Raw genomic sequence first — 25107 nt, forward strand, 5'->3', positions numbered from 1 at the left:
ATGAACCGGACAAACGCCTCGGCCCTCGCCTTCCTGCTGCTGGTGCTGCCAGTTCAGGCGCAGGCAGCCGACGAGCGCACGTTCGATGTGCCGCGGGGCAGCCTGTCGGCCAGCTTGCCCCAGCTCAGCCGTCAGGCGGGCGTAAGCATCAGTGTCTCCGACGCGCGGCTCTGGCAGGCCGATGCCAAGGCGGTGAAAGGCCGGATGAGCATCGAGGCCGCGATACGGCGGTTGCTCGCCGGAACCGACGCCCGCGCCGTGCGCGTGAGTCCGACGAGTTGGCGGATCGAACACCGGCCGACGCCCTATCGCGCCGCACGGCGTTCGCCGCCGCCGGTCACGGCATCGCAGCTTCGCAGCCCTGCGCCTTCCTATGATCTGGTGGCTGCGGAGCAGGACGAAATCATCGTCACGGCGTCCAAGACCGACCTCCCCTATTCGCGCTTCGCTGGTGTCGCGACGCAGTTGAACGGCGATGATCTGGCGTTCGGCAGCGAGCGCGGGATGGACTCGATCCTCGCTCGCGTGGCGACCATCTCGTCGACCCATCTCGGGTCGGGGCGCAACAAGCTGTTCATCCGCGGGATCGCCGATTCAAGTTTTACTGGCCCGACGCAGGCGACCGTGGGGCAGTATCTTGGCGATGTTCGCCTTACCTATAATGCACCCGACCCCGATCTGCGCCTTTATGACATCGACAGCGTCGAGATTCTCGAGGGACCTCAAGGCACGCTCTATGGCGCCGGTTCACTGGGTGGAATCATTCGCTCGGTGCCAAAGGCGCCCGACCCGCGCGAGATGAAGCTCCAGGTCATCGCCGGCGCTTCAGCGACGCAGCACGGCGATCCCGGCGGCGATATTGCCGGCATAGTCAATCTGCCCGTGGGAACCGGCGGGCATGCCCTGCGCCTCGTCGGATATATGCTGACCGACGGCGGCTACATCGACAATCCGATACTGGGCCAGAACGACGTCAATCGCGTTCATGTGCGGGGTAGTCGCGCCAGCTTTCGGTTTGAGGCGGGCGACGACTGGACGGTCGATCTTGGCGGCGTCTACCAGGCCATCACGTCGGACGACGCCCAATATGCCGATAAGAACGCGCCGCCACTGACCCGCAACTCGATGGTGCAGCAAAACGCCAAGGCACGGTATGGCCTTGCCACGCTGGTTGTCGTCAAGGATTGGAGCACGCTCCATTTCCAGTCGTCGAACGCCCTTGTCGATCACCGACTTTCCGAGCGCTTCGATGCCAGCCTGTCCGACGGAGCGATTCGTACGGTCGATGTCGCCCGGATCTTCGCGCCGACTATCGTCAATCCGGCGATCACGCAGCCGCGCGTTCTCGACCAGCACAATGCGACGCGCATGATGGTGAGCGAAAACCGCCTGTCGCGCCCCTATCAGAACGGGCTTGGCTGGGTGATCGGAACCAGCTTCGTGGACAATCGGACGCGGCAGCAACGCGATTTTCGTCTTCTGGGGCTGCGGGCCGTGTTGCCCGGCGTGACCAACCGCATCACCGAGTTCACCGGCTATGCCGAGGCGACGGCGGAGGTGATTCCCGATGTCATGGTCTCCGGCGGGGTTCGTCTGTCGCATGCCAAGCTCGGCGGCGAAGCCGAGGGCGTTTCGCTGGCTGCGTCGCTTGCCGGTCGGGGAACCACGGCAACGCGGCGTGAAACCGACCTGCTTCCGTCGATTTCGGTACTCGCGATGCCGGTCGACAACGTCAGAATCTACGCTCGATATCAGGAAGGCTTTCGTCCCGGCGGGCTGGCGGTGGACGGCAATTTCGTCCGCCGCTTTCGCAATGATCAGGTGCGGACTTGGGAGGGCGGCGTCCGCTTCGGGGAGAAGGGACGCACCCCATTCGATGCCACGCTATCGCTCTCTCGTACACGCTGGCGCGATATTCAGGCCGACTTCATCGATGCGAACGGTTTTCCGACAACCGCCAATATTGGCAACGGCCGGATCATGAGCCTGTCAGGCGCGATCGCTTTCCGCCCGATCCCCGCACTCTCCTTCGATCTGGGAGCCGTCTATAACCACAGCCGTGTCGATGAACTTTCGGCGCAGATATTGCCGGTCTTTGCCGCGACGCCCGCACGGTTGGGCCGTATCCCCAATGTCGCGAGCCATGCGGTACGTGGCTCCGTGACCTATGTTTCCCCGGTTGGGGACAGCGCCGAACTGCGCCTGAATGGCTGGGCGAATTATGTCGGACCGTCACGGCTCGGCATCGGTCCCGTGCTGGGCGAAGGGCAAGGCGACTATGTCGATACCGGGCTGGCAATGCGACTCGGCACCGAGCATCGCGGGCTTTCGCTGACGCTCACCAACCTGTTCGACGCGCGCGGGAACCGCTTCGCGCTCGGTACGCCGTTCGTGGAGGGCGGCGCGGGTTACATGACGCCGCTCCGCCCTCGCACGATCAGGATCGCCGTCGACGTCAGCTATTGAGCCGACGGACTCCCCTCAATCGGCCAGCGTGATCCGTTCATAGCGGTCCATGTGATAGTCCGCGCTGCCGAACTGGCCTTCGATCATCGTCGCGCGCTTGAAATAGTGGCCGATCGCCAGTTCCTGCGTGATGCCGATGCCGCCGTGTGTCTGGATCGCGTTTTGTCCGACGAAGTTTGCGCCGCGCGCAACCTTGTTCTTGGCGGCCGAAACCGCGGCCATGCGCTCGTTTGCGGGAAGGCTGAGTTTCAGCGTTCCCATGATCGTCATCGATCGGGCCTGCTCGACCTCCATGAACATGTCGACCATGCGGTGTTGCAGCACCTGGAACTTGGCGATCGGCACGCCGAACTGCTTGCGCTGCTGGGTATATTCCAGCGTTCCTTCGTGCAGCTTCTGCATCACGCCGGTCGCCTCGGCGCAGATTGCCACGGTCGCCTCGTCGACGATCTGCTCGACCAGCGCCAGGCCATCGCCTTCGCCGCCGAGTAGTGCGTCGCCGGGAATCGCGACATTCTCAAAATAGATTTCGGAGGCGCGGCTACCGTCCACGGTGGGATAATCGCGGCGGACGATCCCGGGCAGGTTCGCGTCGATCAGGAACAGGGATACGCCATCCCTGTCGCGCTGGGCGCCGCCGGTGCGGGCCGTCACCAGCAGATGCGTCGCCCAGGGAGCGGCGTAGACGACGCCCTTGTGGCCGTTCAGCACATAACCCGCGCCGTCCTTTCTTGCGGTGGTGCGCAGGTTCGCGAGGTCATAGCGGCCCTGCGGCTCGGCGTAAGCGAAGGCAATGATGGCGTTGCCCGCGATGATCTCTGGAATCACCGCATCCGCCTGCGCGCCGCCGACGGCTTTCAGGGCGCCGCCAGCAATGACGACGGTGGGAAGATAGGGCTCGATGCCCAGGACCTTGCCAAGTTCTTCCATCACGATGGCATTTTCGAGCGCGCCGCCGCCAAGGCCACCATGCTCTTCGGAAAAGGCCGCGCCAAGCATGCCGAGTTCCTGCGCCAGCGTCGTCCAGATCGCCGGATCGCGGCCGCTATCGCTATTGATGAACTTCTGGCGCGTTTCGAAGTCGTACGTGTCCGCAAGGAAACGCGACAGCGTATCGCGGATCATGTCCTGCGTTTCGGTGTAGGTGAAATCCACTATCTTATCCTTTATGTCACCGTCATCCCGGCGAAGGCCGGGATCTCGTCGCCGCGTCGTGGCGACAGGTCGAGATTCCGGCCTGCGCCGGAATGACATCGATTATTCGATCAGAGTCCGAGCACCATCTTCGCGATGATGTTGCGCTGGATCTCGTTCGACCCGCCATAGATCGTGGTCTTGCGCATGTTGAAATAGCTCGGGGCGGCCCGATGAGCATAATCGGGCCCGATCGGATGTTCGTTATCGCCCTCTCCGAAACCACGGAAATAGGGTGCGCCATAATGGCCGACCGCTTCCAGCGACAGCTCGGTGAGGCGTTGCTGGATTTCGGATCCCTTGATCTTGAGCAAGCTCGATTCCGGCCCGGGTCCCCTTCCGGCGTTCGGTCCCGCAAGACTGCGCAGTTCGGTGAATTCGAGCGCGGTCAGATCGACTTCGAGCTCGGCGATCTTGCGCTTGAAGAAGGGGTTCGACAGCAGCGACTTGTCGCCGTCGAGCTCGGTGCGGGCGATCGCCTTCACTTTCTCGACGCCGCGCTTCGATGCCGCGACGCCGGCAATGCCGGTGCGTTCGTGGGCGAGGAGGAATTTGGCACAGGTCCAGCCCTTGTTCTCGTCGTAAACGCGCTGCGATTGGGGAACGCGGACATCCTCCAGCCACACTTCGTTGACCTCATGCTCGCCGCCGAGGGTGATGATCGGGCGGACCGTTATGCCGGGTGACTTCATGTCGATGAGCAGGAAGCTGATGCCCTCCTGCTGCTTTGCATCCTTGTCCGTTCGGACGAGGAAAAAGCCCCAATCGGCATATTGCGCCATCGTCGTCCAGGTTTTCTGTCCGTTGACGATGTAATCGTCGCCATCGGGAATCGCGGCCGTGCGCAGCGAGGCAAGATCGGATCCCGATCCCGGCTCCGAATAGCCCTGACACCACCAATCCTCGCCTGACAGGATGCGCGGCAGGAAATAGGCCTTCTGTTCGGGCGTGCCGAACGTGTAGATGACGGGCCCGACCATCGCGAGGCCAAAGGGCATCAGCCGGACGCAGTCGGCGCGGGCGGTTTCTTCGGAAAAGATGAAGCGCTGCGTCGGCGTCCAGCCGGTGCCGCCATATTCGACCGGCCATGCGGGGGCGACCCACCCCTTGTTGTACAGGACCTTGTGCCAGGCGAGGAAGTCCTCTTTGGACATTTCTTCGCCTTCGTCCTGTTTACCACGCAGTTCGGCAGGGTAGTTTTCGGCGATGAAGTCGCGCACTTCCTTCTGGAAGGCGAGGTCTTCCGGGCTGAATTCCATGTCCATTCTGATTCTCCCACAGGGCTATGGCGCCCTTATACGAGGCGCTCACGTTTACGTAAAGGTAAGTTGCGAGCCGCAACCCATTGTGGCAAGATTGCGCCGGGGACAGCGGCTTGTCTAGCCGCACGACGCAAGAAGACATTGCGGGAGGGGTCGATGAGGAAGGGCTTTCGGGCGCTGACGGTGCTGCTGTTGCTGATCGCGCTGTCGGGTGGCGCGGCGATGCTGTTTCAATGCCAGATCGGGATGTGGCTGTTCCAGCGCGGCGTCGAGCGGGGCGCGGGGCGCGACAATCTCGCGGCCCTTCCCGACGGATTGCATGTCGGCCTTTGCGGCACCGGATCGCCGCTTCCGAACCGCGACCGCGCGGGCGCCTGTACGGTCGTGATCGCGGGCAAGGCGATGTTCGTTGTCGATGCGGGCGAAGGCGGGGCGCGGAACATCGCCTTGATGGGCCTTCCCAACGGAAAGATCCGCGCGCTGTTCCTGACGCACTATCATTCGGATCATATCGATGGTCTTGGCCCGATGATGCTGCTCCGCTGGACGGGCAGCGGCAACACCGCTCCCCTGCCCGTCTATGGTCCCACCGGCGTCGAAGCGGTCGTCGCCGGGTTCGACGCCGCTTACGCCGCCGACCATGGATATCGAACCGCGCATCACGGTCCGGCGATCACGCCGCCCGAAGCCGCCGGCGCGGCGGCGATGCCCTTTGCCACGCCCGACAAGCCGACCATCGTTTACGAGGCCGGCGGCCTGACGATTACCGCCTTCCCGGTCGATCACCGTCCGGTGCAGCCGGCCGTCGGCTATCGCTTCGATTACAAGGGACGGAGCGTCGTGATCAGTGGCGACACCGGCCCGTCCAAAATGGTCGAAACCGTATCGAAAGGCGCGGACCTGCTGATTCATGAGGCGCTCCAGCCTGAAATGGTCAGGACGCTGGCGGACAGACTGAAAGCCGCAGGCCGCCCACAGACCGCGCAGATCATGCATGATATCCTCGATTATCATGCCAGCCCGGCGCAAGCGGCGGCCAGCGCGCAGATTGCGGGCGTAAAGATGCTGGTGCTGAGCCACATCGTGCCGCCTTATCCGATGCGTTATCTGGACGGTGCTTTTCTGGGCGATGCCAGCGGCAAGTTCGACGGGCCGATCGTCGTCGGAGAAGATGGCGACAGCTATTCGCTGCCCGCAGGCGGCACGGATATCACGCGGGGAAACTGGTTTTAGGCGCGCGTCACGACGACCACGGCGCCTGCGCTGGCGTAGGTACCACGCCGTTCCGCAAGCGACAGGACAACCGGAACGAGCGTCCCGTCGCGCGTCACCATGGTCGAGACGAGCCGCCGCGGTCCCCCGCCGCCGAAGACGTCTTCCAGCGCATCGCCGAAAGCCGCCCGTTCGCCGATCGCAAGCAGCGCGGAGAATCGCACGCGCCGGATTGCCGCCGCATCGACCCCGACGAGCGCGGTCAGCACGTCGTTCGCATCCTCGATCGTCTCGCGAACCGAGAGGCAGGCATGGCCGATCCCGCCTTGCGCTTCGATCGCGGCGGCCAAGGCCTGTCGGTTGTCGTTCGCGCCGATCGCCTCCATCGCGGCGCTCACGTCGCGGATGATCAAAGCGCCACCCACCGGCAGCGGCACCAGGTCGACCCGGGTCCATTGGAGCGGCCGCAACAAGCCGGGCACGTCCCCGCAGAAGCGCTCGCGATGATCGAGCATGCGATGGATGTGACTGAGCAGCAGGCTACCCTGCAGGCCAGTCAGCGCGTCCGCAAGATGTTGTCCGATCAGGTCCGCGACCGGCCGTTCGATCAGGTTCCCGGCCGCCGGATTGAGGGCGGCGATCCGCCAGTCGCGGTCGACGAGGATCACGCCGTCGCCCATGGCCTCCACAACGCCGGGAAATGATGCCTGCAACCGATCGGCCTGCCCCGTCTCGCCGTCGAGACGGCGATAATCATCGAGCGAGATCAGGACATGGGCATCCTTGCCATGGTGGGTTACCACCACGGGCTTGCGCGCCGCCTGCAGGCGCCAGTTTGCAAAACCGCGAATGAAGTCTGCAGCCGATACGCGCTGCGGGTCCGGTGTCGTCGCCACTCGTGCCTCCCCATTTTCACCGTCCACCTTATTGGGGGGCGTCGGTCGCTGCTGGCCGCGAATTGCGTCCGCAACGGCGTCAATCCGGAACGTCAGACGAGCTTGGCCCTACCGCAACGCAGCGCGTTCACCCGCGCGTCGGCTTCACCGATGTGGACGCCGAGCGTACTCGTCACGCTTTCCAGCACATCGTCGAGCACCGGAGCCGCGAGCCCGAGCGCATCGCCGACCAGCGCCGTCAACGCCTTTGCGTTCAGCCCGACACCCAGAACGGTCGCCTTCAGTTCGACCCTGTCGGCCAGCGATTTCGCGGCCCCTGCGACCAGTCCGCTGCTTTCGACCGTCTTTACCGTTCCGCGTTCGATTTCGTCGCGCGAGAAGCCCGCCGGCTTTTGGTCAAGGTCCGAGAGCGTCAGCTCGGCCGTCCCGTCGATACTGGCGAGCGGCAGCTTCAAGAGCTTCGCAGGCGCCGGATCGATCGGACGGCGCATATCGCGAAAGTCGGCGTCGGCGACCTTCCCGATCGCGAGCGTGGCAGGAGACGTCGTGATGCCCAGCGTCACCGCGCTTCCATTGCCCGCCTGGCAATCGATATCGGTGATCCGCGCCGACGCCGATCCCAGCTCCGCAAAGACAGGAATCTCCACGCTGGCGAGGGGCGTCGCAACTCTGGTTTCCAGCTTCAGTCGCACCTGCGCCGTGCGGACGATCACCTGTCGATCGTCCGTGACCGCGATCAACGGTGAATCGGCCGGCGGGTCACCAATGAGCAGCGCGACATTGACACCCGATCCACCCGGTAAGGCGCTTGCGACAGACAGATCGACCTGGCGGTCGGCGTTGGCGAGCAGAAGCATCGACCGAAGCAGGCTCAGGGCATTGACCTTGACGGGATTTGCCGGGTCGATCCGTATGCTGGACGAGCGGGGGCCGAGGTCGATCGCGCGCGACGGGAGCAGGCTGCGCGGCAAGGCGGTGTCGGCCATCCGGCCAACGACCGACGCCACCTGTCCGTCGGTTGTCGATTTGGACAGCGCTGACAGGACCTGTGGCAACGTCGCCTGCGTATCGAGCGTCTGGCCGAAAGTCAGCACGTCGGCGTGCATCCCGCTGCGTAAGGCATCGGAAAAGGCCAGCAGGTCGATGTCGGTGCTGGCAAGCGCGTTATAGTCCATCACCGACAGGTTGACCTGACTGCCCGTGAGGCTCGACAGAAGCGCATTGGGCAGACCGCCACGGACCGCCGCGACGCGCGATCCCAGCGAAAAGGCCGCATAGCCGCGCCGCGCGCCGGTCGCCGACGCACTGATCACCGTGTCGTCGCGCCCGGTCAGGAAGCGGCCGAAGAACATCGGCCGATCGCGCGTCAGCCGGATGCGGACAGCATTGGGCGACCAGCCACCCGCCGAGAAGCGCCGTTCGGCATCGATGGTCGGGTCTGGCGAATAGGTCCCGGGAGTGAGCGATGCGATGACGATATTGCAACTGCAGTTGGCGGCGATGATGCGGGCCGCGGCGGCGCGTTCGTCACCCGGCCTGTCTGCGGCCGCCAGCGCGGCAGCATCGGCAATGCCCTGCAATTTGCGGCGGTCCAGATAGAAGGACCCGACATCGACCGCGAGGGCGGCTGAGCCGATCAGCATGGTGAGCGCGGCGGCGGTCGCGACGTTGATACTGGCGCGGCGGTCGCGAACGAGGTTCGCCAGGATGAATGTTGCGAGGGCCATGTCAGTCCACCGGCAGTTCGAACGTCGCGCGGGCGCGAATGATGTTTCCGGGCGACGGGACGAACGAGGAGCGCAGAATATTCGACGAAGGCACGGTGTAGGTGATCGCAACGGTGACGGCCTCGGTGGTCTCCGTCACCGATATGGCGCGGGTGGAGGGCGTGAACCCCGCGATGCCCGCCATGCTGCGATCGACCGCGCGAACGGCGATCGCCCGGCGATCCGCCGCATCGAGTCCGACGATCGCGGCCCGCGCTCCGTCGTTGGCCGCTTGCTGAACATTGTGCGCGAGGAGGAAATACTGGCCATAGATCAATATCCCCATCGCGAGCGTGAGGAAGAGGGGCAGCACGAGCGCCATTTCGACGATCGCGGCCGCGCGTTCGTTGCGGCCAAAGCGTGCAAGGGAGGTCGGGGCTTTCATGCTGCCCAGCATGCCGTCAGGCGATAAACGCCGGCCTCACCGAGGACGGCAGCGACTTTTCGTATTTTACATGTACGCGGCGCGTCGTCCGACCGCCGAAACCCGCGACCGCCGCCCGACCGTTAAGGCGGCAGTGGCGGCCGCGTTCGCAAAACCCGACTATTCGGCAGGCGTTTCGACCTGCAGCTTGTCCTGTGTGCGGAGATCGAAGTCCGACGCATCGTGGCGTTCATGCAGTTGGCTCGCGGGATCGCCCATCACGCGGTTGACCATGCGGCCGCGCTTCACCGCCGGACGTGTCGCAAGCTGGTCGGTCCAGCGCTGGACATGCTTATAATCCTGCACCTGCAGGAATTCGCCGGCCTCATAGACCAAGCCCTTGGCGAGGGCGCCGTACCAGGGCCAGATCGCCATGTCGGCGATCGTGTAGTCGGACCCGGCGATATATTCGCTTTCCGCCAAGCGCCGGTCGAGGACGTCGAGCTGGCGCTTCACCTCCATCGCGTAGCGGTTGATCGGATATTCCTGCTTGAACGGAGCATAGGCATAGAAATGTCCGAAGCCACCGCCGAGGAACGGCGCGCTGCCCATCTGCCACATCAGCCAGGACAGCGTTTCGGCGCGCCGGGCCGGGTCGGTGGGAAGAAAGGCGCCGAACTTTTCGGCAAGGTGGATCAGGATGGCACCCGATTCGAACACGCGGATCGGCGTGGCCCCGCTGCGGTCGACGAGCGCCGGAATCTTGCTGTTCGGGTTGGCATCGACGAAGCCGCTGGAAAACTGGTCGCCCTCGTTGATGCGGATCAGCCAGGCGTCATATTCGGCGCCGCTGTGCCCCGCGGCCAGCAGTTCTTCCAGCATCACCGTGACCTTCACGCCATTCGGCGTTCCGAGCGAATAGAGCTGGAGCGGGTGCTTGCCGACCGGCAGGTCCTTGTCGTGAGTCGGTCCCGCGATCGGGCGGTTGATATTCGCGAATCTGCCGCCGCTTTCCTTGTCCCACTCCCAGATTTTGGGCGGTACATATTCGGTATGGTCGGTCATCGCGAACTCCTGCGCTAAATTGTATACTGACCGGTACTTAATCGTGGCGAACCGGTTCGTCCAGCGGGCGGGCGTCAAATAATCCTGTCAGCGCGCAAAGCCGAAATCGCGGCCGCATCATAACCAAGCTCGGCGAGGATCGCATCGGCATGTTCCCCCACCTGCGGCGCGGGCGCCAGCGGAACCTTGGCGCTCGCCGACAAGGTGATCGGCGCGCGCACGACGGGAGCCGGCGTCGCCGCGGACGGATAGTCCATCGGTTCGGCAAGTCCCGTCGCCGCAACCTGCGGGTGCGACAATGCCTCTGACGATCGCAGCACCGCGCCGGCGGGAACCCGGCCGTCGCCCAGTTCGGCAAGCGCCTGCGCATTGGTTCGATCCGTGCACCAGTCCGCCATGATCGCGCTCAGTTCCGCGCCATTTTCGCCGCGCAGGATGTCGGAAGCAAAGCGGGGGTCGTCGATCAATTCGGGACGTCCCACCAGCCGCGCCCAGCGGGCGAAGATCGGGTTGCTCACGACCTGCGTCATGATCCACCCGTCGCGCGTGGCGAAGATATCGGTCGGTGCCGAGCTGAAGGATCGATTGCCCATCATGCCGCGATCGATGTCGTTCATCGCATGGTCTATCGTCAGGCTGTTCGTGATGGCCAGCGCGCTGCCGAGCAGCGAGCCCGACACCCGCTGGCCCCTGCCCGTCCGATCGCGTTCGCGCAGTGCCAGCATGACGCCAAAGGCGCAGTGCAGCGCCGTGGTGAAATCGACGTAATTGACCTGTGCCCGCGCCGGCGTTCCATCGCTGCCGCCAATCACCACGGCGCCAGACATCGCCTGCCCCACCGCGTCGAATCCGACATGTCGCGCGAGCGGTCCATCGTTGCCGAAGGCTGACGCCGTCACGAGGATGATTTCGGGACGGAGGGCGGACAATGTCGGATAATCGAGCCCGAGCTTTTCCAGCGCGTCATCGGGCATGTTCGCGATGACGACGTCGGCCGTGCACACCAGCCGCCGCACGATTTCCCTGCCCTCCGGGCTACCGGGTTTCAGAGTCAGGCCGCGCTTTCCGCGGTTCATTTGCAGGAACATCGCGCCCGATCCATCGGGGACGACAGGAACCGAAAAGCGATCCTCATTTCCCTCTGGCGCTTCGATGCGGATGACATCGGCACCATAGTCGGCGAACAAGGCGCCCAGATAGGGGCCGGCGATATAGCGGCCGAAATCGAGGACGCGAATTCCGGTCAAAGGCACGTTTCGTTTCTCCCATTTTCCTTCGGGCTAGCAGCCGCTTGTCGACCCCGCCAGCGCCTTCATCGAAAGCCTCCGCTTGCATGTGCGCACCCAGATCATATGGTCGTCACACATTGCAACAGGGGATAATATCATGGCGCGCTTTGCTCTCGCCCTCGCGGCGGCTTTGTCCTGCTCGACTTCGGTTTGGGCACAGGCGGCGCCCGAGGCTGGCACTCCGGACACGAAATCCCCGAAATGGGACGTCAACGCACCGCCGGGCATGACCACGCACAAGGTACCGATCGCGGTCGACGAAGGGAGCTGGATGAACGTCGATGTCGCGCCCGACGGTCGCACGATCGCGTTCGACCTGCTCGGTGACATCTACACGATGCCGATCGAGGGAGGCACCCCGACGCGCATCGCGGAAGGCCTCGCCTATGAGCATCAGCCGCGTTTCTCGCCCGACGGGACTCGTATCGCCTTCGTCTCCGATCGCGGCGGCGGAGACAATATCTGGCTGATGAAGCGCGACGGAAGCGACAAGCGCCAGTTGTCGAAGGAGGAGTTCCGCCTCCTCAACCAGCCGAGCTGGAGCCCCGACGGGCAGTTCATCGTCGCGAAAAAGCATTTCACGACCGGTCGCTCGCTGGGAACCGGCGAGGTGTGGATGTACCACATCTCGGGCGGCGCCGGCGTCCCGCTCGTCAAGAAACCGAACGAGCGTCATCAAAAGGAACTGGGCGAACCGACCTTCGCGCCCGACGGCAAGGGTGTCTATTATACCCGCAACGTCACGCCGGGGCCGATTTTCGAATATGCACAGGACAGCAACACCGACCTGTTTCACATCGAACGCTATGACCTGAACAATGGCGAGGTCACCACGGTCGCTTCGGGGGCCGGCGGCGCGGTGCGACCTTCGCCCTCGCCTGACGGAAAGAAGCTTGCGTACGTGAGGCGCGAGGGCACGCAGTCCAAGCTGTATGTCAAGGATCTCGCGTCGGGCACGGACAGGAAGGTTTATGACGCCCTCGACCAGGATGTGCAGGAAACCTGGGCCGTGACCGGCGTCTACCCGAACATGAGCTGGACTCCCGACAGCCGCGAGATCGTCTTCTGGGCGGGCGGAAAGCTTCGCCGGGTCGGTGCCGATGGCGGTGCGGCACGGATCATTCCCTTCAGCGTGAACGACGATCGGGTGGTCATCGATGCGACCCATCCGACCGTGGAGGTTGCGCCCGACAGCTTTGACACGAAGATGCCGCGCTGGGCCGAAGTGTCGCCTGACGGCCGCAGCGTCGTCTTCGAAACGCTCGGCAAACTATGGCTCAAGCCGGCAACGGGCGGCGTTGCACGGCGGCTGACCACCGCGAAGGACGACGGGTTCGAGCTGTGGCCAAGCTGGTCGCGCGACGGCAAGCAGATCGTTTTCGTTCGCTGGACCGACGCCGGGCTCGGCGAAATTCATATCGTCGGCGGCGGTGGCGGCGCTTCGCGCAAGCTGACCGCCACGCCCGGCCACTATGCCGAGCCGCGCTTTTCCCCCGACGGCAGGATTGTCGCATTTGAAAAGCGCGCGGGCGGTGGATTGCGGTCCGAACGCTGGGGCGAAAATCCCGGAATCTACCGCGTCGCGGCGACGGGCGGCCCTGCCGAGCGGGTAAGCGACAATGGCGCCAAGCCGCAGTTCGGCGCGACAAGCGATCGCGTTTTCATGATCGCGGCCGCCGATGGCAAGAACCAGCTCGTCAGCACCGATCTTCAGGGTCAGGACAGGCGCGTCCATGCGAGCGGCGAACTGGTCAGCGACTATGAAGTGTCGCCTGACGGCCGCACGCTTGCTTTCCGCCAGAATTACGACGCCTATGTCACGCCGTTGATGCCGGGCGGTCAGGATGTGTCGCTGTCGATGTCCGGCGGCGCGATGCCGGTTACCCGCGTCAGCGATAGCGGTGCCGACTATATGCACTGGTCGGACGGTGGGAAACGGCTTCATTGGACGCGCGGCCCCACCCTGTTCAGCGCCGATCTCGGACAATTCTTTGCCTCCGCTCCCGCAGGCGACGGCAAACCCGCAAAATTCAGCCCGCCGACGAGCGGGGTTTCGCTATCGATGCCCCAGTCGGCCGCGAAGCATAAAGGCATCGTCGTCGTCACGGGCGCGAAGATCGTCACCATGGCAGATGGCGATGGCGGTATTATCGAGAATGGCGCGATCCTGATCGACGGCGATCGGATCACGGCGGTCGGTCCCGCCGGCGCGATCACGGTTCCGGCAGGCGCCGTAACGATCGACGCGACCGGCAAGACGATCGTTCCGGGCTTCGTCGACGCGCACGCGCACGGTCCGCACGGTGACGACGAACTCGTTCCGCAGCAAAACTGGTCGGAAATCGTCAACCTCGCGATGGGCACGACGACGAGCCACAATCCCTCCTCGCGCGCGTCCGAAATCTTCGTGTCGTCCGAGATGCAGCGTGCAGGACTGATCCTCGCACCCCGCATCTTCTCGACCGGCGAGGTGATCTATGGCGCGAAGGCCGCGGGCATCTATGCCGAGATCGACGGCTATGAAGACGCGCTTGCACATGTCCGCCGCCTGAAGGCGCAGGGTGCGCACAGCGTGAAGAATTACAACCAGCCACGACGCGAACAGCGCCAGATGATCGTGCGCGCCGCGCAGGAAGAAGGCATGGAAGTCGTGCCCGAGGGCGGATCGCTCTACACGATGGACCTGACGCTGATCCAGGATGGCAATTCGACGGTCGAGCACAACATCCCGCTCCACACCTTCTACAAGGATCTGGTCCAGCTTTGGGGGCAGACCAAGACCAATTATACGCCGACCCTCGTCGTTACTTATGGCGGACCGGCGGGCGATCCCTACTGGCGGGCCCATAGCAATGTCTGGGAGCAACCGATCCTGTCGCGTCACGCACCACCGGTCGAACTGGCCGCCAACAACAAGCGCCGCGTGATCGCGCCCGAAAGCGACTATGTCGACGACGACAATGCTCGCGAGGCCAAAAAGATTGCCGATACCGGACGCATGGTGTCGATCGGTGCGCACGGACAGCAGGCGGGGCTCGGCGCGCATTGGGAGATATGGTCCTTCGTTCGCGGGGGGTGGAGCAATATCGATGCGCTCCGCGCGGCCACGATCATGCCGGCCACGTCGCTGGGCTATGCGAAGGATGTCGGATCTCTCGAGGCAGGCAAGCTTGCGGATCTGCTCATTCTCGATGCCGATCCGACGCAGGACATCCGAAACACCGAGAAGATCCATCGCGTCATGCTGGGCGGACGACTCTATGACCCGCTGACGATGAACGAGGTCGAGACGGGCAATCGCAAGCGCCAGCCCTATTGGTGGGAAACCGACAAGCCCTGATAAATGGTCCACAATGGCGGCGGGTCGCGAATTTGTGACGAGAGGGTTGCAAGTCTCGCGAGCCACCGCTAGGGGCGTCTCCTCTCAGCGAGGAGAGTTGGCTGAGTGGTCGAAAGCGTCGCACTCGAAATGCGAAGTGCCGGCAACGGTACCGAGGGTTCGAATCCCTCACTCTCCTCCATTTTCTTTCTGTAGCGACCTGAAAAAGCCGGTGTTTCGACCCGCTGGCTGTCTTCGCCGCCGGTACCGCTCACGACGCCTTCGCCTTGTCGCCGTCTCGTTAATCCGGGCCGCTCGTTCCACACGCCCCGGCAGGTATGCTTCGTACGCGCGGCTGCGTTCCGATTACGATCGGTAAAATGGTGGGCAATGCATCATGATCGTCACGGCTGCGAACTGACCGATGCAACCAACGATGTTCGCATCGCCGGCCTTTGTCTTCTCCATCACCCGCGCGCTGTCTCACAACGGGACAAGTTGTGGTTTCCCGTCTTCGAGACTTAACAAAACTTTGCTTATCTTAACTTTGGCTGGCAAGGGCCGAGCCTCGAATCATTCCTCCAATTCGGTTGAATCTGGGATGATCGATCATCATGGGGGAATTTACATGCTACGCTCGTTCGCAACGGCAACCTTGTTGCTGCTCACTACCACCACCGCGCACGCCGCGTCGTACGTGCAGGCGAATTTTTCCGCGGGGATTCACAACGGCGATGCCAACGTCAAGGATCCGCTGCGCAATCCCTATTTTCAGGGGCAGCAGTTCACCGGAAACTTCGTCTATGATGCCGACCTTGTTCCCACGAGTTCCCCGCCGAACTTCCAGAACGTCATGTTCAGCAGCATAGCCGATATCGCGAACATTCCGGCGGCCGACGCCTTCAAGTTCAATTTCGGCGATATCACGTTTACGTTGGCTGACGATCCGAATGCGATGATCCAGTACAACAAGGGCAAGTTCAACGGCTTCTTCTTTAACACGACCTTTAACTTCGAGGGCGCGAACTATCTGTTCCAGCTCAACGGCGGCACGCTTACGGTCGTTTCGGAAGCCAATCCCTATGGGTCGCCCGTCATGAGCGGCTATGTCAACATCGGGAATGGCAACCTGACCAATGTCACGCCCTACTCGGTTCCGGGTCCGGTCAATGGTGCGGTCCCCGAGCCTGCGACCTGGGCGATGATGCTGATGGGTTTTGGGCTTGTTGGCGGCGCCATGCGGACTCGTCGGCGCACAACGGTGAAGTTCAAGTTCGCCTGATTTTCGAAGACCCGACAATCCATATCCAAAGCCCGGGCGCGTCACCATCGACGCGCCCGGGCTTTGATCATTCCAAGACCGCGTCCGGGTACCCCCGACCTGACGGATACGGGGTCCGTGGCAGCGGCGTTGCTTGGGCAACCGCCCCGGCATCGCGCCGGGGCAGCCGGACAACGGATATTATCCCCGTATGGTAAGCAGCGAAGGGGCGGCCAGCGCGCCGACCACCATGCCGGCGATGACGAACAGCACGATCGCGACGATCACCACGACGACCGTGTAGCCGAGCGCCTTGTCCTGCGGCACTTTCATCAGCACCGGCAAGCCCAGATAGAGAAGATAGAGGCCATACAAACCGATCAGCGCACCGATCAGGCTCAGTGCGGGAATCAGCCCGAAAATGCCGGCTACCCATCCTGCGGTGCCGGAATAGGCCGCAACCTTCAGCGCCTGAATCTGGTCCTTTTGTCCGCCGAAATTCGGCGCAAGGGCGTCGATGACGAGGGCCAGCAGAAACACGGTCACAAGCGCCAGCCCGTAACCCAGAACGGCGGATACCAGCGCCCCCATCAACGGTGGATGGTAGGTCACGCTGAAGACGGTAATGCCGAAGACCTGCCCGCCGATGAACTGGGCGATCGGACCGATTGCGGCAAGAAGCAGGACATAGGGAATATAGATCGACTGCGTCGTCGCCGGCTCGGCCGCGATGACCGGCCACGTCTCTTTGGGTTTGAACAGGATGTCTTTCGCCCGTTGGACTATGCCCGCGGCGACGGGCGGCAGATTGTTTGAAGGTGCGTCGGTCATGAAATGCGTCTCCCCTGGATCAAGGCGGGCCCGCCAATGCAAGTAGCCGCGGGCAAGCTAACCCCGTCGGCGAACGCTTCTGTAACCATGATCACACCCGGGATTCGGGTGGCCGCGGTCGGGTGTGAATGTAACGGACTTGAAACGGGCGTAAATAGCCATAGATTGACGATATGACGCCAAAAACCTCTCCCAGTTTCAAGGATTCGATCCCGCCGCACGTCGCGGCACCGCTGATCGAGCGCGCGCGTTTTGCGCCGGGCGACATCGTCCGCCACCGAATGTTCGATTTTCGCGGCGTGGTTTTCGACGTCGACCCCGTCTTTGCGAACAGCGAAGAATGGTATGAAGCAATCCCGGCCGACATCCGCCCGGCGAAGGAGCAGCCCTATTACCATCTGCTCGCCGAAAACGAGGATTCGTCGTACATCGCCTACGTCAGCCAGCAGAATCTGGTAAGCGATGCCGAGCATGGCCCCGTCGACCATCCACAGATCGACGCGATGTTCGACGGGATGGTGAAAGGCCGTTACCGCGTCCGTTCAATCCACCGTCACTGACGATCAGGCTTTCAATTTCCACCCCGACGCGAGCAGGCGATAGGTGACGATGCCCAGAATGGCATTCATCGCGATCAGGAACAATGCGGCGATCAGAACCGGACTGTCGATCGTCGAATCGACCGTTCCGATGAAGCCGTAGCGAAACCCCATGATGGCGTAATAAACCGGGTTCGCATGCGCGACCGCCTGAAACCACGGCGCCAGCCGGTCGATCGAATAGAAGGTGCCCGAAAGCAGAGCGAGCGGCGTCACGACGAAATTGGTCACCGCCGCGGCATGATCGAACTTTTCAGCCCATACCGACGTGATGAGGCCAAGGAAGCCGAGCATCATGGCGCCGAGGATGCCGAACAGGGCGACGGCCCACAGATGATCCGGGGCGACATGGACGCCGGGCCAGAACAGCATGGCAAGCCACAGCGCGCTTCCGACGAGGACGGCCCTGGTGATCGCGGCGCCGATCAGTGCGATGATCAGTTCGCCCACAGCCAGCGGCGGCATCAGGTAATCGACGATGGTGCCCTGAATCTTGCCGACGAGCAGCGAAAAGCTCGAATTGGCGAAGCTGTTCTGCAACATGGCCATCATGATCAGCCCCGGGGCGATGAAATCGGCGAACGGCACGCCGATGACCGTGCGCCCCGCGCCGCCGAGCGCGACGGTGAATATCACCAGGAAAAGGAGCGTCGTGATGGCCGGCGCCCAGATTGTTTGGAGCTGCACCTTGAAAAAGCGTCGCACCTCCTTGACATATAGGGCCTGAAGGCCGGGCACGTTCAGTGCGCGGATTTGCGGAACGCCGGGTTCGGCAAATGCCGGAGCAACTGCGGAATTTGCCGAGTCGGGGTACGAAATTTGGGGCTGGTCGTTCATGGCGTTCTCGCCTATCGCCTCCCCGATCTTACCGCAAGCTGGGCAGTCGTTACGCGGTTCTTTCGGGATCGCCGGGCCGCCCGCTGCGTGAATGATGAGGAATGAAATAATGTCATGGACCGATGAGCGCATCGAACAATTGCGCAGCATGTGGGAAAAGGGCCTGACCGCAAGCCAGATCGCCGATGAACTGGGCGGCGTCAGCCGCAACGCGGTGATTGGCAAGGCGCATCGCCTGGGTCTGAAATCGCGGCCGTCGCCGGTGAAGGCGACCGACAAGGTCTCCAAGCCGCCAAAGGCGCCCGCCGCACCGAAGCCTGCCTCGCCAATTCAGGCACCGCGTGCTGCTGCCCCCGCCGCACCGCGCCCGATTGCGCCGGCACCGAAGCCCGATCCGAAGCCGGCTGTGGAACCGTCGAACGAAGACGGGGTCGAAGCCGCGCCGAAGCCCGATGCACCGCGCATCGTGTCGATCGGCCCGGGCGGCTTTATCCGGCAGGGCCCCGGCGATCAGCAGGCGCCGATCCCGCCCGCGCCGCCGCGCCGCCTGGTCCCCGCAAAGCCCAGCCCCGAGATTGCCGACAAGACCAGTCTGCTCGATCTCAACGATCGCATCTGCCGCTGGCCGATGGGGCACCCCGGCGAGCCCGACTTCCACTTTTGTGGTGTCGCGGTGAATCCTGGCTTTCCTTACTGCGTCGAGCATTGCGGGCGGGCCTATCAGGCCCAGTTGCCGCGCGGCACACGCCGCCCGCCCCCGCCTCCGCCTTTTGGCGGCCCGCGGGTCCGTTGAAGCCCTTCGGGCAGGATTTCCACTTCGCGCGCACGCTTGGCCTTGAGCTGGTCGAGCGTGGCGAGGGTCACTGCGTCATGGCGATCGATGTCGAGCGTGAGCGGCATTTCAATCCGCAGGGCGCCGCGCATGGCGGCGTCGCTTATTCGCTGGCAGATTCGGCGATGGGCGGTGCGATCACCAGCTTGCTGCCCGACGGCGAATGGTGCGCGACGCTCGAGATCAAGTTCAACTATCATGTCCGCGTCGTCGAAGGGCGCCTGACCTGCGAAGCCGAGGTGCTTCATCGTGGCAAGCGCGTCGCCAACATCGACGCGCGGCTTTATCAGGACGGCAAGCTGGTGAGCAGCGCGAACGGCAATTTCGCGATCTTTCCGGCGCCCCAGCAATAGGCGGAAGGTGCCGGACCCGCAGGTCCGGCACCTCCCTTCCCGCGTTCCAGGAGGTTAGAAGCGGAAGCTGAGAGTCCCGCGAACGCTGTGCGTCCGAAAATGCGGATCGCTGCGCTGAATATCGGTGCCACCGCCATTCAGCAGGAACGGATTGGTTGGCGCCGCGGTGCCCGCACCGACGTTCACGACATAATCCTTGTCCTTCACATCGGTGTAAAGATACTCGAGCCCGATGCCGATGTTGTTCGTGACCATCAACTCGGCACCGCCCCCTGCGGCATAGCCCCAGGCGTTTGTCCGGCCGTTGTCGGCGAAGCTGTTGGCGGTGTTGGTTGTCGCGAACCTGTTGTCGAGCTTCGCATAGGCGCCGCCGCCCGTGACATAGAACAACGCGCCGCCCCCGGGCGTATAGCCGGCCCGCAAGCGGGCGCTCGCTTGATAGTCGGCCTCGCGGGTCATCGTATAGCTGGCTGGTGTCGTGGAGAAACCGCTGACGCTATCGCGGGCGACGCTGTGACCGCCCTCGATCACGGCGCCGACGACGATATTGCCCATCCGCCGATCATAGCCGAGGCGACCGAAGAATTCGGGAGCATCGCGATCGTTGCGGCAGCCAAGGTTCGCCGTGCCGGTCGCGGCGCCGTTGCAAAAGCCTGGAGAAAAGGCGTTCGCTCCGCCCGATGTGGTGACGGTGTCGCCAAAGGTGCCGTCGCGGTTGGTGTCGAACACCAGTGTCTCGCCGCGATCGCTGCCCTGAAGGGTCCCGCCGCCGCCGATTGATATGTAAGGTCCGTTGAAATCCCGCGTGGTATCGCGGTTTTCCTGCGCCATCGCCGGCACAGCCAGCATGGAGGTCGCCGAAGCGACGAGGAGAGATACGAATTTCATTATTTTTCTCCGCTTTTTGAGTGGCTTTACAGCCGGCCGAGAAACACGCGGTGTCGAAGCAAGTTTCGCCATGGTGCCAAAAACGGGACGAGCTGATTGCACCGGATGCCCCGATGACGCCGCAAAAACCGCGCTTGCCACCCCCCTTCGGCGCCTCCTATAGCCTGAGCATGAGTCACGATTTGTTCGACAGCAATCAGCCCGCGACCGAAAGCTACAACGCCTCGCAGATCGAGGTGCTCGAAGGGCTCGAGCCCGTTCGCCGCCGCCCCGGCATGTATATCGGCGGGACCGACGAACGCGCGCTACACCATCTCGCCGCCGAAGTGATCGACAACAGCATGGACGAAGCCGTCGCCGGCCACGCGACGCGGATCGAGATCACGCTCGACGTCGGCAACCGGTTGACCGTGATCGACAACGGGCGCGGCATGCCGGTCGACCCCCATCCAAAATTTCCGGGAAAATCGGCCCTCGAAGTCATTTTGACGATGCTGCACTCGGGCGGCAAGTTCGAAGGCAAGGCCTACGCCACGTCGGGCGGCCTTCACGGCGTCGGCATCAGCGTCGTCAACGCGCTTTCGAGTGAAACCGTGATCGAAGTTGCGCGCTCCAAGCAACTGTATCGGCAATCTTTTTCTCGTGGCCTGCCGCAGGGCCCGCTCGAAGAACTGGGATCGACGCCCAATCGACGCGGGACCAGCGTCTCCTTCGTTCCCGATGTCGCGATCTTTGGGGAGCATGGTCGCTTCAAGCCGCAGCGGCTCTATCGTTTGGCACGGTCGAAGGCCTATCTCTTTGCCGGCGTCGAGATTCGCTGGAAATGTTCGCCCGAACTGATCGGGGACGACACCCCCGCCGAGGCGGTGTTTCAGTTTCCCGGCGGTCTTGCCGATCATCTGAAAGACCAGATCGGGACCCGTGAATGCGCGACCGCAGAGCCTTTTGTCGGCCGTCAGGATTTTTCAGGCGATCAGGGGCGGGCCGAGTGGGCGATTGCCTGGCCGCTCTGGTCTGACGGCAGCTACAGCTGGTATTGCAACACCATTCCGACCCCCGCCGGCGGAACGCACGAGGCCGGCCTGCGCGCGGCGCTCACCAAGGGGCTGCGGGCGTTTGGCGAGCTTGTCGGTCAGAAGAAGGCGGCGCAGATCACCGCCGAAGATGTTTTCAACGGCGGCGAGATGATGTTGTCGGTGTTCATCCGCGACCCGCAGTTCCAGAGCCAGACCAAGGACCGGCTTTCAAGCCCCGAAGCCGCACGGCTGACCGAAAATGCGGTGCGCGACCATTTCGACCATTTTCTGTCGGACAATATGGATCGTGGCCGCGCGTTGCTCGGCTTGATCCTCGACCGGATGGACGAGCGCCTCAAGCGCAAGGCCGAACGCGAGGTGAAGCGCAAGACCGCCACCAGCGGTCGCAAGCTGCGCCTGCCCGGAAAACTGACAGACTGTGCCAATGATGGTCCGGAAGGTACTGAATTATTTATTGTCGAGGGCGACAGCGCAGGCGGAAGCGCCAAGCAGGCACGCGACCGCAAGACACAGGCGATTCTCCCGATCCGCGGCAAAATCCTCAATGTCGCGAGCGCCAGCGCCGACAAGATCCGCGCGAACCAGGAAATCGCCGATCTGGCGCTCGCACTGGGCTGCGGAATGCGCAAGGATTGCGACGCGGACCGGCTGCGCTACGAAAAGATCGTGATCATGACCGACGCCGATGTTGACGGCGCTCACATTGCGACGCTTTTGATGACATTCTTCTTCCAGGAGATGCCGGATATCGTACGCGAGGGGCATGTTTACCTTGCTCAGCCGCCGCTCTATCGCCTCACCGCCGGCGCAACGTCGGCCTATGCTCGCGACGACGCGCATCGCGCCGAACTGGAAGCCACAGTGTTCAAGGGGAAGCGGGTCGATGTCGGTCGCTTCAAGGGGCTCGGCGAGATGAACCCGAACCAGCTCAAGGAAACGACGATGGACCCCGCAACCCGCAGTATGCTGCGGGTTACCTTGCCGCAGGAATATGAAGAGCGGCACCAGGTCAAGGATCTGGTGGACCGGTTGATGGGCAAGCATCCCGAGCACCGGTTCCAGTTCATCCAGGCCAATGCCGCAAGCCTCGACGAGGCTGCAATCGACGCCTGAGGAGGCGGATATGGGCGGAATCTGGCGGATCGGCATCGCGGCGGGCCTGTTGATGATGCAGGTGCCGGTCACGGTTTCGGCGCAGACGTCCGGGGATCGGGCGCTTCCCGCGACAATATTCGAACGCAGAGCCGCGCAACTGGTCGATGTTATCAATGGCAACATTGCATTCGCCGACTATTTTGCCCCGAGCTTTCAGGCCGCCATCCCCGAGGCGCAGTTCAAGGCGATGAACGCTTCGCTGATCGCCCAATATGGCCGTGCCATAGCCGTCGAGAAGGCGGTTTCGGCCGATGGTCTGTCCGGGACACTCGAACTCCGCTTCGAAAAGGGTTTCGCCAGCGTGACGCTGGACGTTGCCGATACGCCTGGAGAACAGGTGACAGGATTGCGCCTGACGGGCGTAGTAAGGGCGCAGGACAGCCTGCAGCAGGTCGCTGAAGAGATCGCCGCGCTTCCGGGCCGTGCCGGCTTTCTCGTGGCCGAAATCGACGGCAATGCCTTTCGTCCGGTCGCCGCGGCCAATGCGGACGTGCAATTCGCGACCGCATCGACGTTCAAACTCTATGTTCTGGACGAACTGGCCGCGCAAATCGCGGCAGGAGAGCGCCAATGGACCGACGTCGTCCCCCTCTCCCACCCCAGCTTTTCGTCCGTAGCGACCGCAAACTGGCCAACGGATACGCAGGTCACGCTGCAAACCCTTGCAAACTGGATGATATCTGTCAGCGATAATGGCGCGGCCGATACGCTGATTCACCTGTTGGGGCGGGAACGGATCGAACGGAGAATGCGAGCCTCTGGCCACGCGGACCCGTCGCGAAACATTCCCTTCCTGACCACGGTTGAAGCCTTTGCGCTCAAGGGCGGTAATTTCGCGGCTCTGCGCGATGCCTTTATGAAAGGCGACGACGATGCGCAGCGCGCGCTGATCGATCAAAACCGGAACCGGTTCGTGCTGAGCAATGTTGACGGCGTCAGCTTTCGGGCCGGACCGCGGTTTATTGATAGTTTGGAGTGGTTTGCATCACCAAACGACGTTGCGCGCTTGATGGTCGACGTCCGTGCGCGCGGATCGAAACAGGCAATGGCCGCGATGGCGATCAACAACGGCGTCGGCCCGCTGGCGGCCGAACCGTGGCGCTACCTTGGATATAAGGGCGGCTCGGAGAACGGCGTCTTGTCGATGAGTTTGCTGGGCGAGCGCAAATCGGACGGAAAATGGTTCGTCGTCACGGTAAGCTGGAACAACCCCGCAGCCAATGTTGACACCGTAATGCTGGTCGGACTGGTTACACGGTTGCTGGCGCTCGCCGCGAAGCAGGATCAGGCGGTTAGCGCAGCGACCAGCGCCTTGACCTTTGCCTGTCGCCATTGCGGCAACGGCGCGACAAGCCAGTAGCCGCGCTTCACGGCGAAGGCCTCGCGCATCAGGCGAACGCGGCCTGCGGCAATGTCTGCTTCGGCAAGCATCGCCGGGACATTTGCCTGACCGAGGCCATTGGCCGCCGCGTCGATCGCCAGCCCCGCATCGCCCAGCCGCAAAGCCGGCTCGCCCTCTTCGACCGGGCAGCCGGGCCAGGCGATCCGCGTATCGCTCACCGTTCCCGGGCCACCGACCGTTACCATTGTCGGCTCGGCGAGCTGCACGCCCTCATGCTCGCCGGTCCCGTCGGTCCAGAAGATCGCGAGATCGAGGTTCGCTTCGGTGAAATCGATGCCGCTGTCGGCCGATACCAGCGTGAATCGGACGTCAGGCGCCTGCTGACTATATCGTGCCAGCCGCGGCGCCAGCCATTTGGCGGTCAGATCGCGCGGCGCGGCGATCGTCAGCGACTGCGAAGACTGCCCCGCCTGCATCGCGCGGACCGATTCCTCGAACTGAAGAAACCCCTGCCGCAATGCATCCAGTCCGGCATTCGCCTCACCGGTCAATTCGAGCCCCTTCGGCGTTCGGCGAAAGAGTACGACACCCAGCATATCCTCCAGCGCGCGGATTTGCTGACCCACGGCGGCGGGTGTGACGGCCAGCTCATCGGCGGCACGGGTGAAGCTCAGGTGCCGGGCAGCGGCGTCGAAGACGCGAAGCGCGTTCAGGGGCAGGTGCGTGCGCTTCATGACGCTGTCGCAGGCGCCACGAGCGGAAAGTGCGGAATCGCGACCAGGGTCTGGGATCCGTCACCCATCTCCATCGTATAGCTGCCGACCATGGAACCTTCCGGTGTCGGAAGCGGACAGCCCGAGACGTAATCGAATGCGCCGCCGGGCGGGATCAGCGGCTGTTCGCCAACAACGCCTTCGCCCTCGACTTCGCTGACCTGTCCGCGCCCGTCGCTGATCCTCCAGTGGCGGGTCAGCAGTTGTGCGGCGACCGGACCATGATTTTCGACCCGGACATGATAGGCCCAGAACCAGCGACCGAGCGAAGGATGCGATTGTTCGGGAAGATAGCTCACCGAAACGCGAACGGTGATCGAACCCGTGGTTGCCGCAAAAGGGAAAAAGGAGTCGATCATCACGCTC

Annotated in this window: 21 protein-coding genes and 1 tRNA gene; 10 read left to right on the forward strand and 12 right to left on the reverse strand. The window is 63.3% G+C overall.

Annotated elements, in window-relative coordinates:
• Nucleotides 1-2466, forward strand: coding sequence for a TonB-dependent receptor (locus JNM03_RS13300; protein ID WP_294037269.1), 2466 nt, complete (start codon nt 1-3; stop codon nt 2464-2466).
• A 15-nt stretch (nt 2467-2481) separates the two neighbouring features.
• Here the strand turns inward: JNM03_RS13300 and JNM03_RS13305 are convergent, their stop codons facing one another.
• Both JNM03_RS13305 and JNM03_RS13310 read right to left on the reverse strand, forming a co-directional pair.
• A complete protein-coding gene (locus tag JNM03_RS13305) occupies nt 2482-3621 on the reverse strand; it encodes an acyl-CoA dehydrogenase family protein (RefSeq protein WP_294037270.1) in 1140 nt (379 codons plus the stop codon).
• 110 nt (nt 3622-3731) lie between these two features.
• Nucleotides 3732-4925, reverse strand: a complete 1194-nt coding sequence (locus JNM03_RS13310; RefSeq protein ID WP_294037271.1) for an acyl-CoA dehydrogenase family protein — start codon at nt 4923-4925, stop codon at nt 3732-3734.
• A gap of 153 nt (nt 4926-5078) precedes the next feature.
• On the opposite strand from JNM03_RS13310, the gene JNM03_RS13315 reads away from it, so the two are divergent.
• Nucleotides 5079-6155, forward strand: coding sequence for an MBL fold metallo-hydrolase (locus JNM03_RS13315; protein WP_294037274.1), 1077 nt, complete (start codon nt 5079-5081; stop codon nt 6153-6155).
• On the opposite strand, the gene JNM03_RS13320 is transcribed toward JNM03_RS13315, so the two are convergent.
• The 5 genes from JNM03_RS13320 to JNM03_RS13340 all read right to left on the reverse strand — a co-directional run bounded on the left by JNM03_RS13320 (nt 6152) and on the right by JNM03_RS13340 (nt 11478).
• Nucleotides 6152-7030, reverse strand: a complete 879-nt coding sequence (locus tag JNM03_RS13320; RefSeq protein ID WP_294037275.1) for a PAS domain-containing protein — start codon at nt 7028-7030, stop codon at nt 6152-6154. The genes JNM03_RS13315 and JNM03_RS13320 overlap by 4 nt on opposite strands.
• A 92-nt stretch (nt 7031-7122) precedes the next feature.
• Nucleotides 7123-8757, reverse strand: coding sequence for a TadG family pilus assembly protein (locus JNM03_RS13325; protein WP_294037276.1), 1635 nt, complete (start codon nt 8755-8757; stop codon nt 7123-7125).
• 1 nt (nt 8758) lies between these two features.
• Nucleotides 8759-9181, reverse strand: a complete 423-nt coding sequence (locus JNM03_RS13330) for a TadE/TadG family type IV pilus assembly protein (protein WP_294037277.1) — start codon at nt 9179-9181, stop codon at nt 8759-8761.
• Between the two features lie 159 nt (nt 9182-9340).
• Nucleotides 9341-10225 carry a glutathione-dependent disulfide-bond oxidoreductase gene (yghU, locus tag JNM03_RS13335; protein WP_294037278.1) on the reverse strand — a complete coding sequence of 295 codons (885 nt, stop codon included), beginning with the start codon at nt 10223-10225 and terminating at the stop codon, nt 9341-9343.
• A gap of 74 nt (nt 10226-10299) precedes the next feature.
• Entirely contained in the window at nt 10300-11478 is a 1179-nt protein-coding gene (locus JNM03_RS13340) for a CaiB/BaiF CoA-transferase family protein (protein WP_294037280.1), read from the reverse strand.
• A 133-nt stretch (nt 11479-11611) separates the two neighbouring features.
• On the opposite strand from JNM03_RS13340, the gene JNM03_RS13345 reads away from it, so the two are divergent.
• The 3 genes from JNM03_RS13345 (at nt 11612) to JNM03_RS13355 (ending at nt 16115) form a co-directional block, all read left to right on the forward strand.
• Nucleotides 11612-14854: an amidohydrolase family protein gene (locus tag JNM03_RS13345; protein ID WP_294037282.1), complete on the forward strand. Its 3243-nt coding sequence runs from the start codon at nt 11612-11614 to the stop codon at nt 14852-14854.
• A 91-nt stretch (nt 14855-14945) separates the two neighbouring features.
• A tRNA-Ser gene (locus tag JNM03_RS13350) sits at nt 14946-15035 on the forward strand.
• A gap of 234 nt (nt 15036-15269) precedes the next feature.
• Nucleotides 15270-16115, forward strand: coding sequence for a PEPxxWA-CTERM sorting domain-containing protein (locus JNM03_RS13355; protein WP_294037284.1), 846 nt, complete (start codon nt 15270-15272; stop codon nt 16113-16115).
• 180 nt (nt 16116-16295) lie between these two features.
• Here the strand turns inward: JNM03_RS13355 and JNM03_RS13360 are convergent, their stop codons facing one another.
• Complete coding sequence (locus JNM03_RS13360; protein ID WP_294037286.1) at nt 16296-16925, reverse strand: Yip1 family protein; 630 nt, start codon at nt 16923-16925, stop codon at nt 16296-16298.
• 173 nt (nt 16926-17098) lie between these two features.
• Between JNM03_RS13360 and hspQ the strand changes: the two genes are divergently transcribed.
• Complete coding sequence (hspQ, locus tag JNM03_RS13365; protein WP_294037288.1) at nt 17099-17485, forward strand: heat shock protein HspQ; 387 nt, start codon at nt 17099-17101, stop codon at nt 17483-17485.
• Nucleotides 17486-17488: 3 nt separating this feature from the next.
• On the opposite strand, the gene JNM03_RS13370 is transcribed toward hspQ, so the two are convergent.
• The gene (locus tag JNM03_RS13370; protein ID WP_294037289.1) at nt 17489-18361 is read right to left on the reverse strand and encodes an ABC transporter permease; all 873 of its coding nucleotides are present in this window, start codon (nt 18359-18361) and stop codon (nt 17489-17491) included.
• A gap of 109 nt (nt 18362-18470) precedes the next feature.
• On the opposite strand from JNM03_RS13370, the gene JNM03_RS13375 reads away from it, so the two are divergent.
• Together JNM03_RS13375 and JNM03_RS13380 are read left to right on the forward strand one after the other, a co-directional pair.
• Nucleotides 18471-19154 carry a GcrA family cell cycle regulator gene (locus JNM03_RS13375; RefSeq protein ID WP_294037290.1) on the forward strand — a complete coding sequence of 228 codons (684 nt, stop codon included), beginning with the start codon at nt 18471-18473 and terminating at the stop codon, nt 19152-19154.
• The gene (locus JNM03_RS13380) at nt 19151-19546 is read left to right on the forward strand and encodes a PaaI family thioesterase (RefSeq protein ID WP_294037292.1); all 396 of its coding nucleotides are present in this window, start codon (nt 19151-19153) and stop codon (nt 19544-19546) included. The genes JNM03_RS13375 and JNM03_RS13380 overlap by 4 nt, the downstream gene beginning before the upstream one ends.
• Nucleotides 19547-19600: 54 nt before the next feature.
• Here the strand turns inward: JNM03_RS13380 and JNM03_RS13385 are convergent, their stop codons facing one another.
• Nucleotides 19601-20434: an outer membrane beta-barrel protein gene (locus tag JNM03_RS13385; protein WP_294037293.1), complete on the reverse strand. Its 834-nt coding sequence runs from the start codon at nt 20432-20434 to the stop codon at nt 19601-19603.
• A gap of 170 nt (nt 20435-20604) precedes the next feature.
• On the opposite strand from JNM03_RS13385, the gene parE reads away from it, so the two are divergent.
• Together parE and JNM03_RS13395 are read left to right on the forward strand one after the other, a co-directional pair.
• Nucleotides 20605-22584: a DNA topoisomerase IV subunit B gene (gene parE, locus JNM03_RS13390; protein ID WP_294037294.1), complete on the forward strand. Its 1980-nt coding sequence runs from the start codon at nt 20605-20607 to the stop codon at nt 22582-22584.
• Between the two features lie 10 nt (nt 22585-22594).
• On the forward strand, nt 22595-23986 hold the full coding sequence (locus JNM03_RS13395) for a serine hydrolase (protein WP_294037295.1): 1392 nt from the start codon (nt 22595-22597) through the stop codon (nt 23984-23986).
• Here the strand turns inward: JNM03_RS13395 and JNM03_RS13400 are convergent.
• Nucleotides 23911-24702 (reverse strand): LysR family transcriptional regulator, encoded by a 792-nt coding sequence (locus JNM03_RS13400; protein WP_294037297.1) that lies wholly within the window; start codon nt 24700-24702, stop codon nt 23911-23913. The genes JNM03_RS13395 and JNM03_RS13400 overlap by 76 nt on opposite strands.
• Nucleotides 24699-25100, reverse strand: a complete 402-nt coding sequence (gene apaG / locus JNM03_RS13405; RefSeq protein WP_294037960.1) for a Co2+/Mg2+ efflux protein ApaG — start codon at nt 25098-25100, stop codon at nt 24699-24701. The genes JNM03_RS13400 and apaG overlap by 4 nt, the downstream gene beginning before the upstream one ends.
• Nucleotides 25101-25107 lie beyond the last annotated feature (7 nt).

This window comes from Sphingopyxis sp. (assembly GCF_016793825.1).
GTDB lineage: Bacteria > Pseudomonadota > Alphaproteobacteria > Sphingomonadales > Sphingomonadaceae > Sphingopyxis.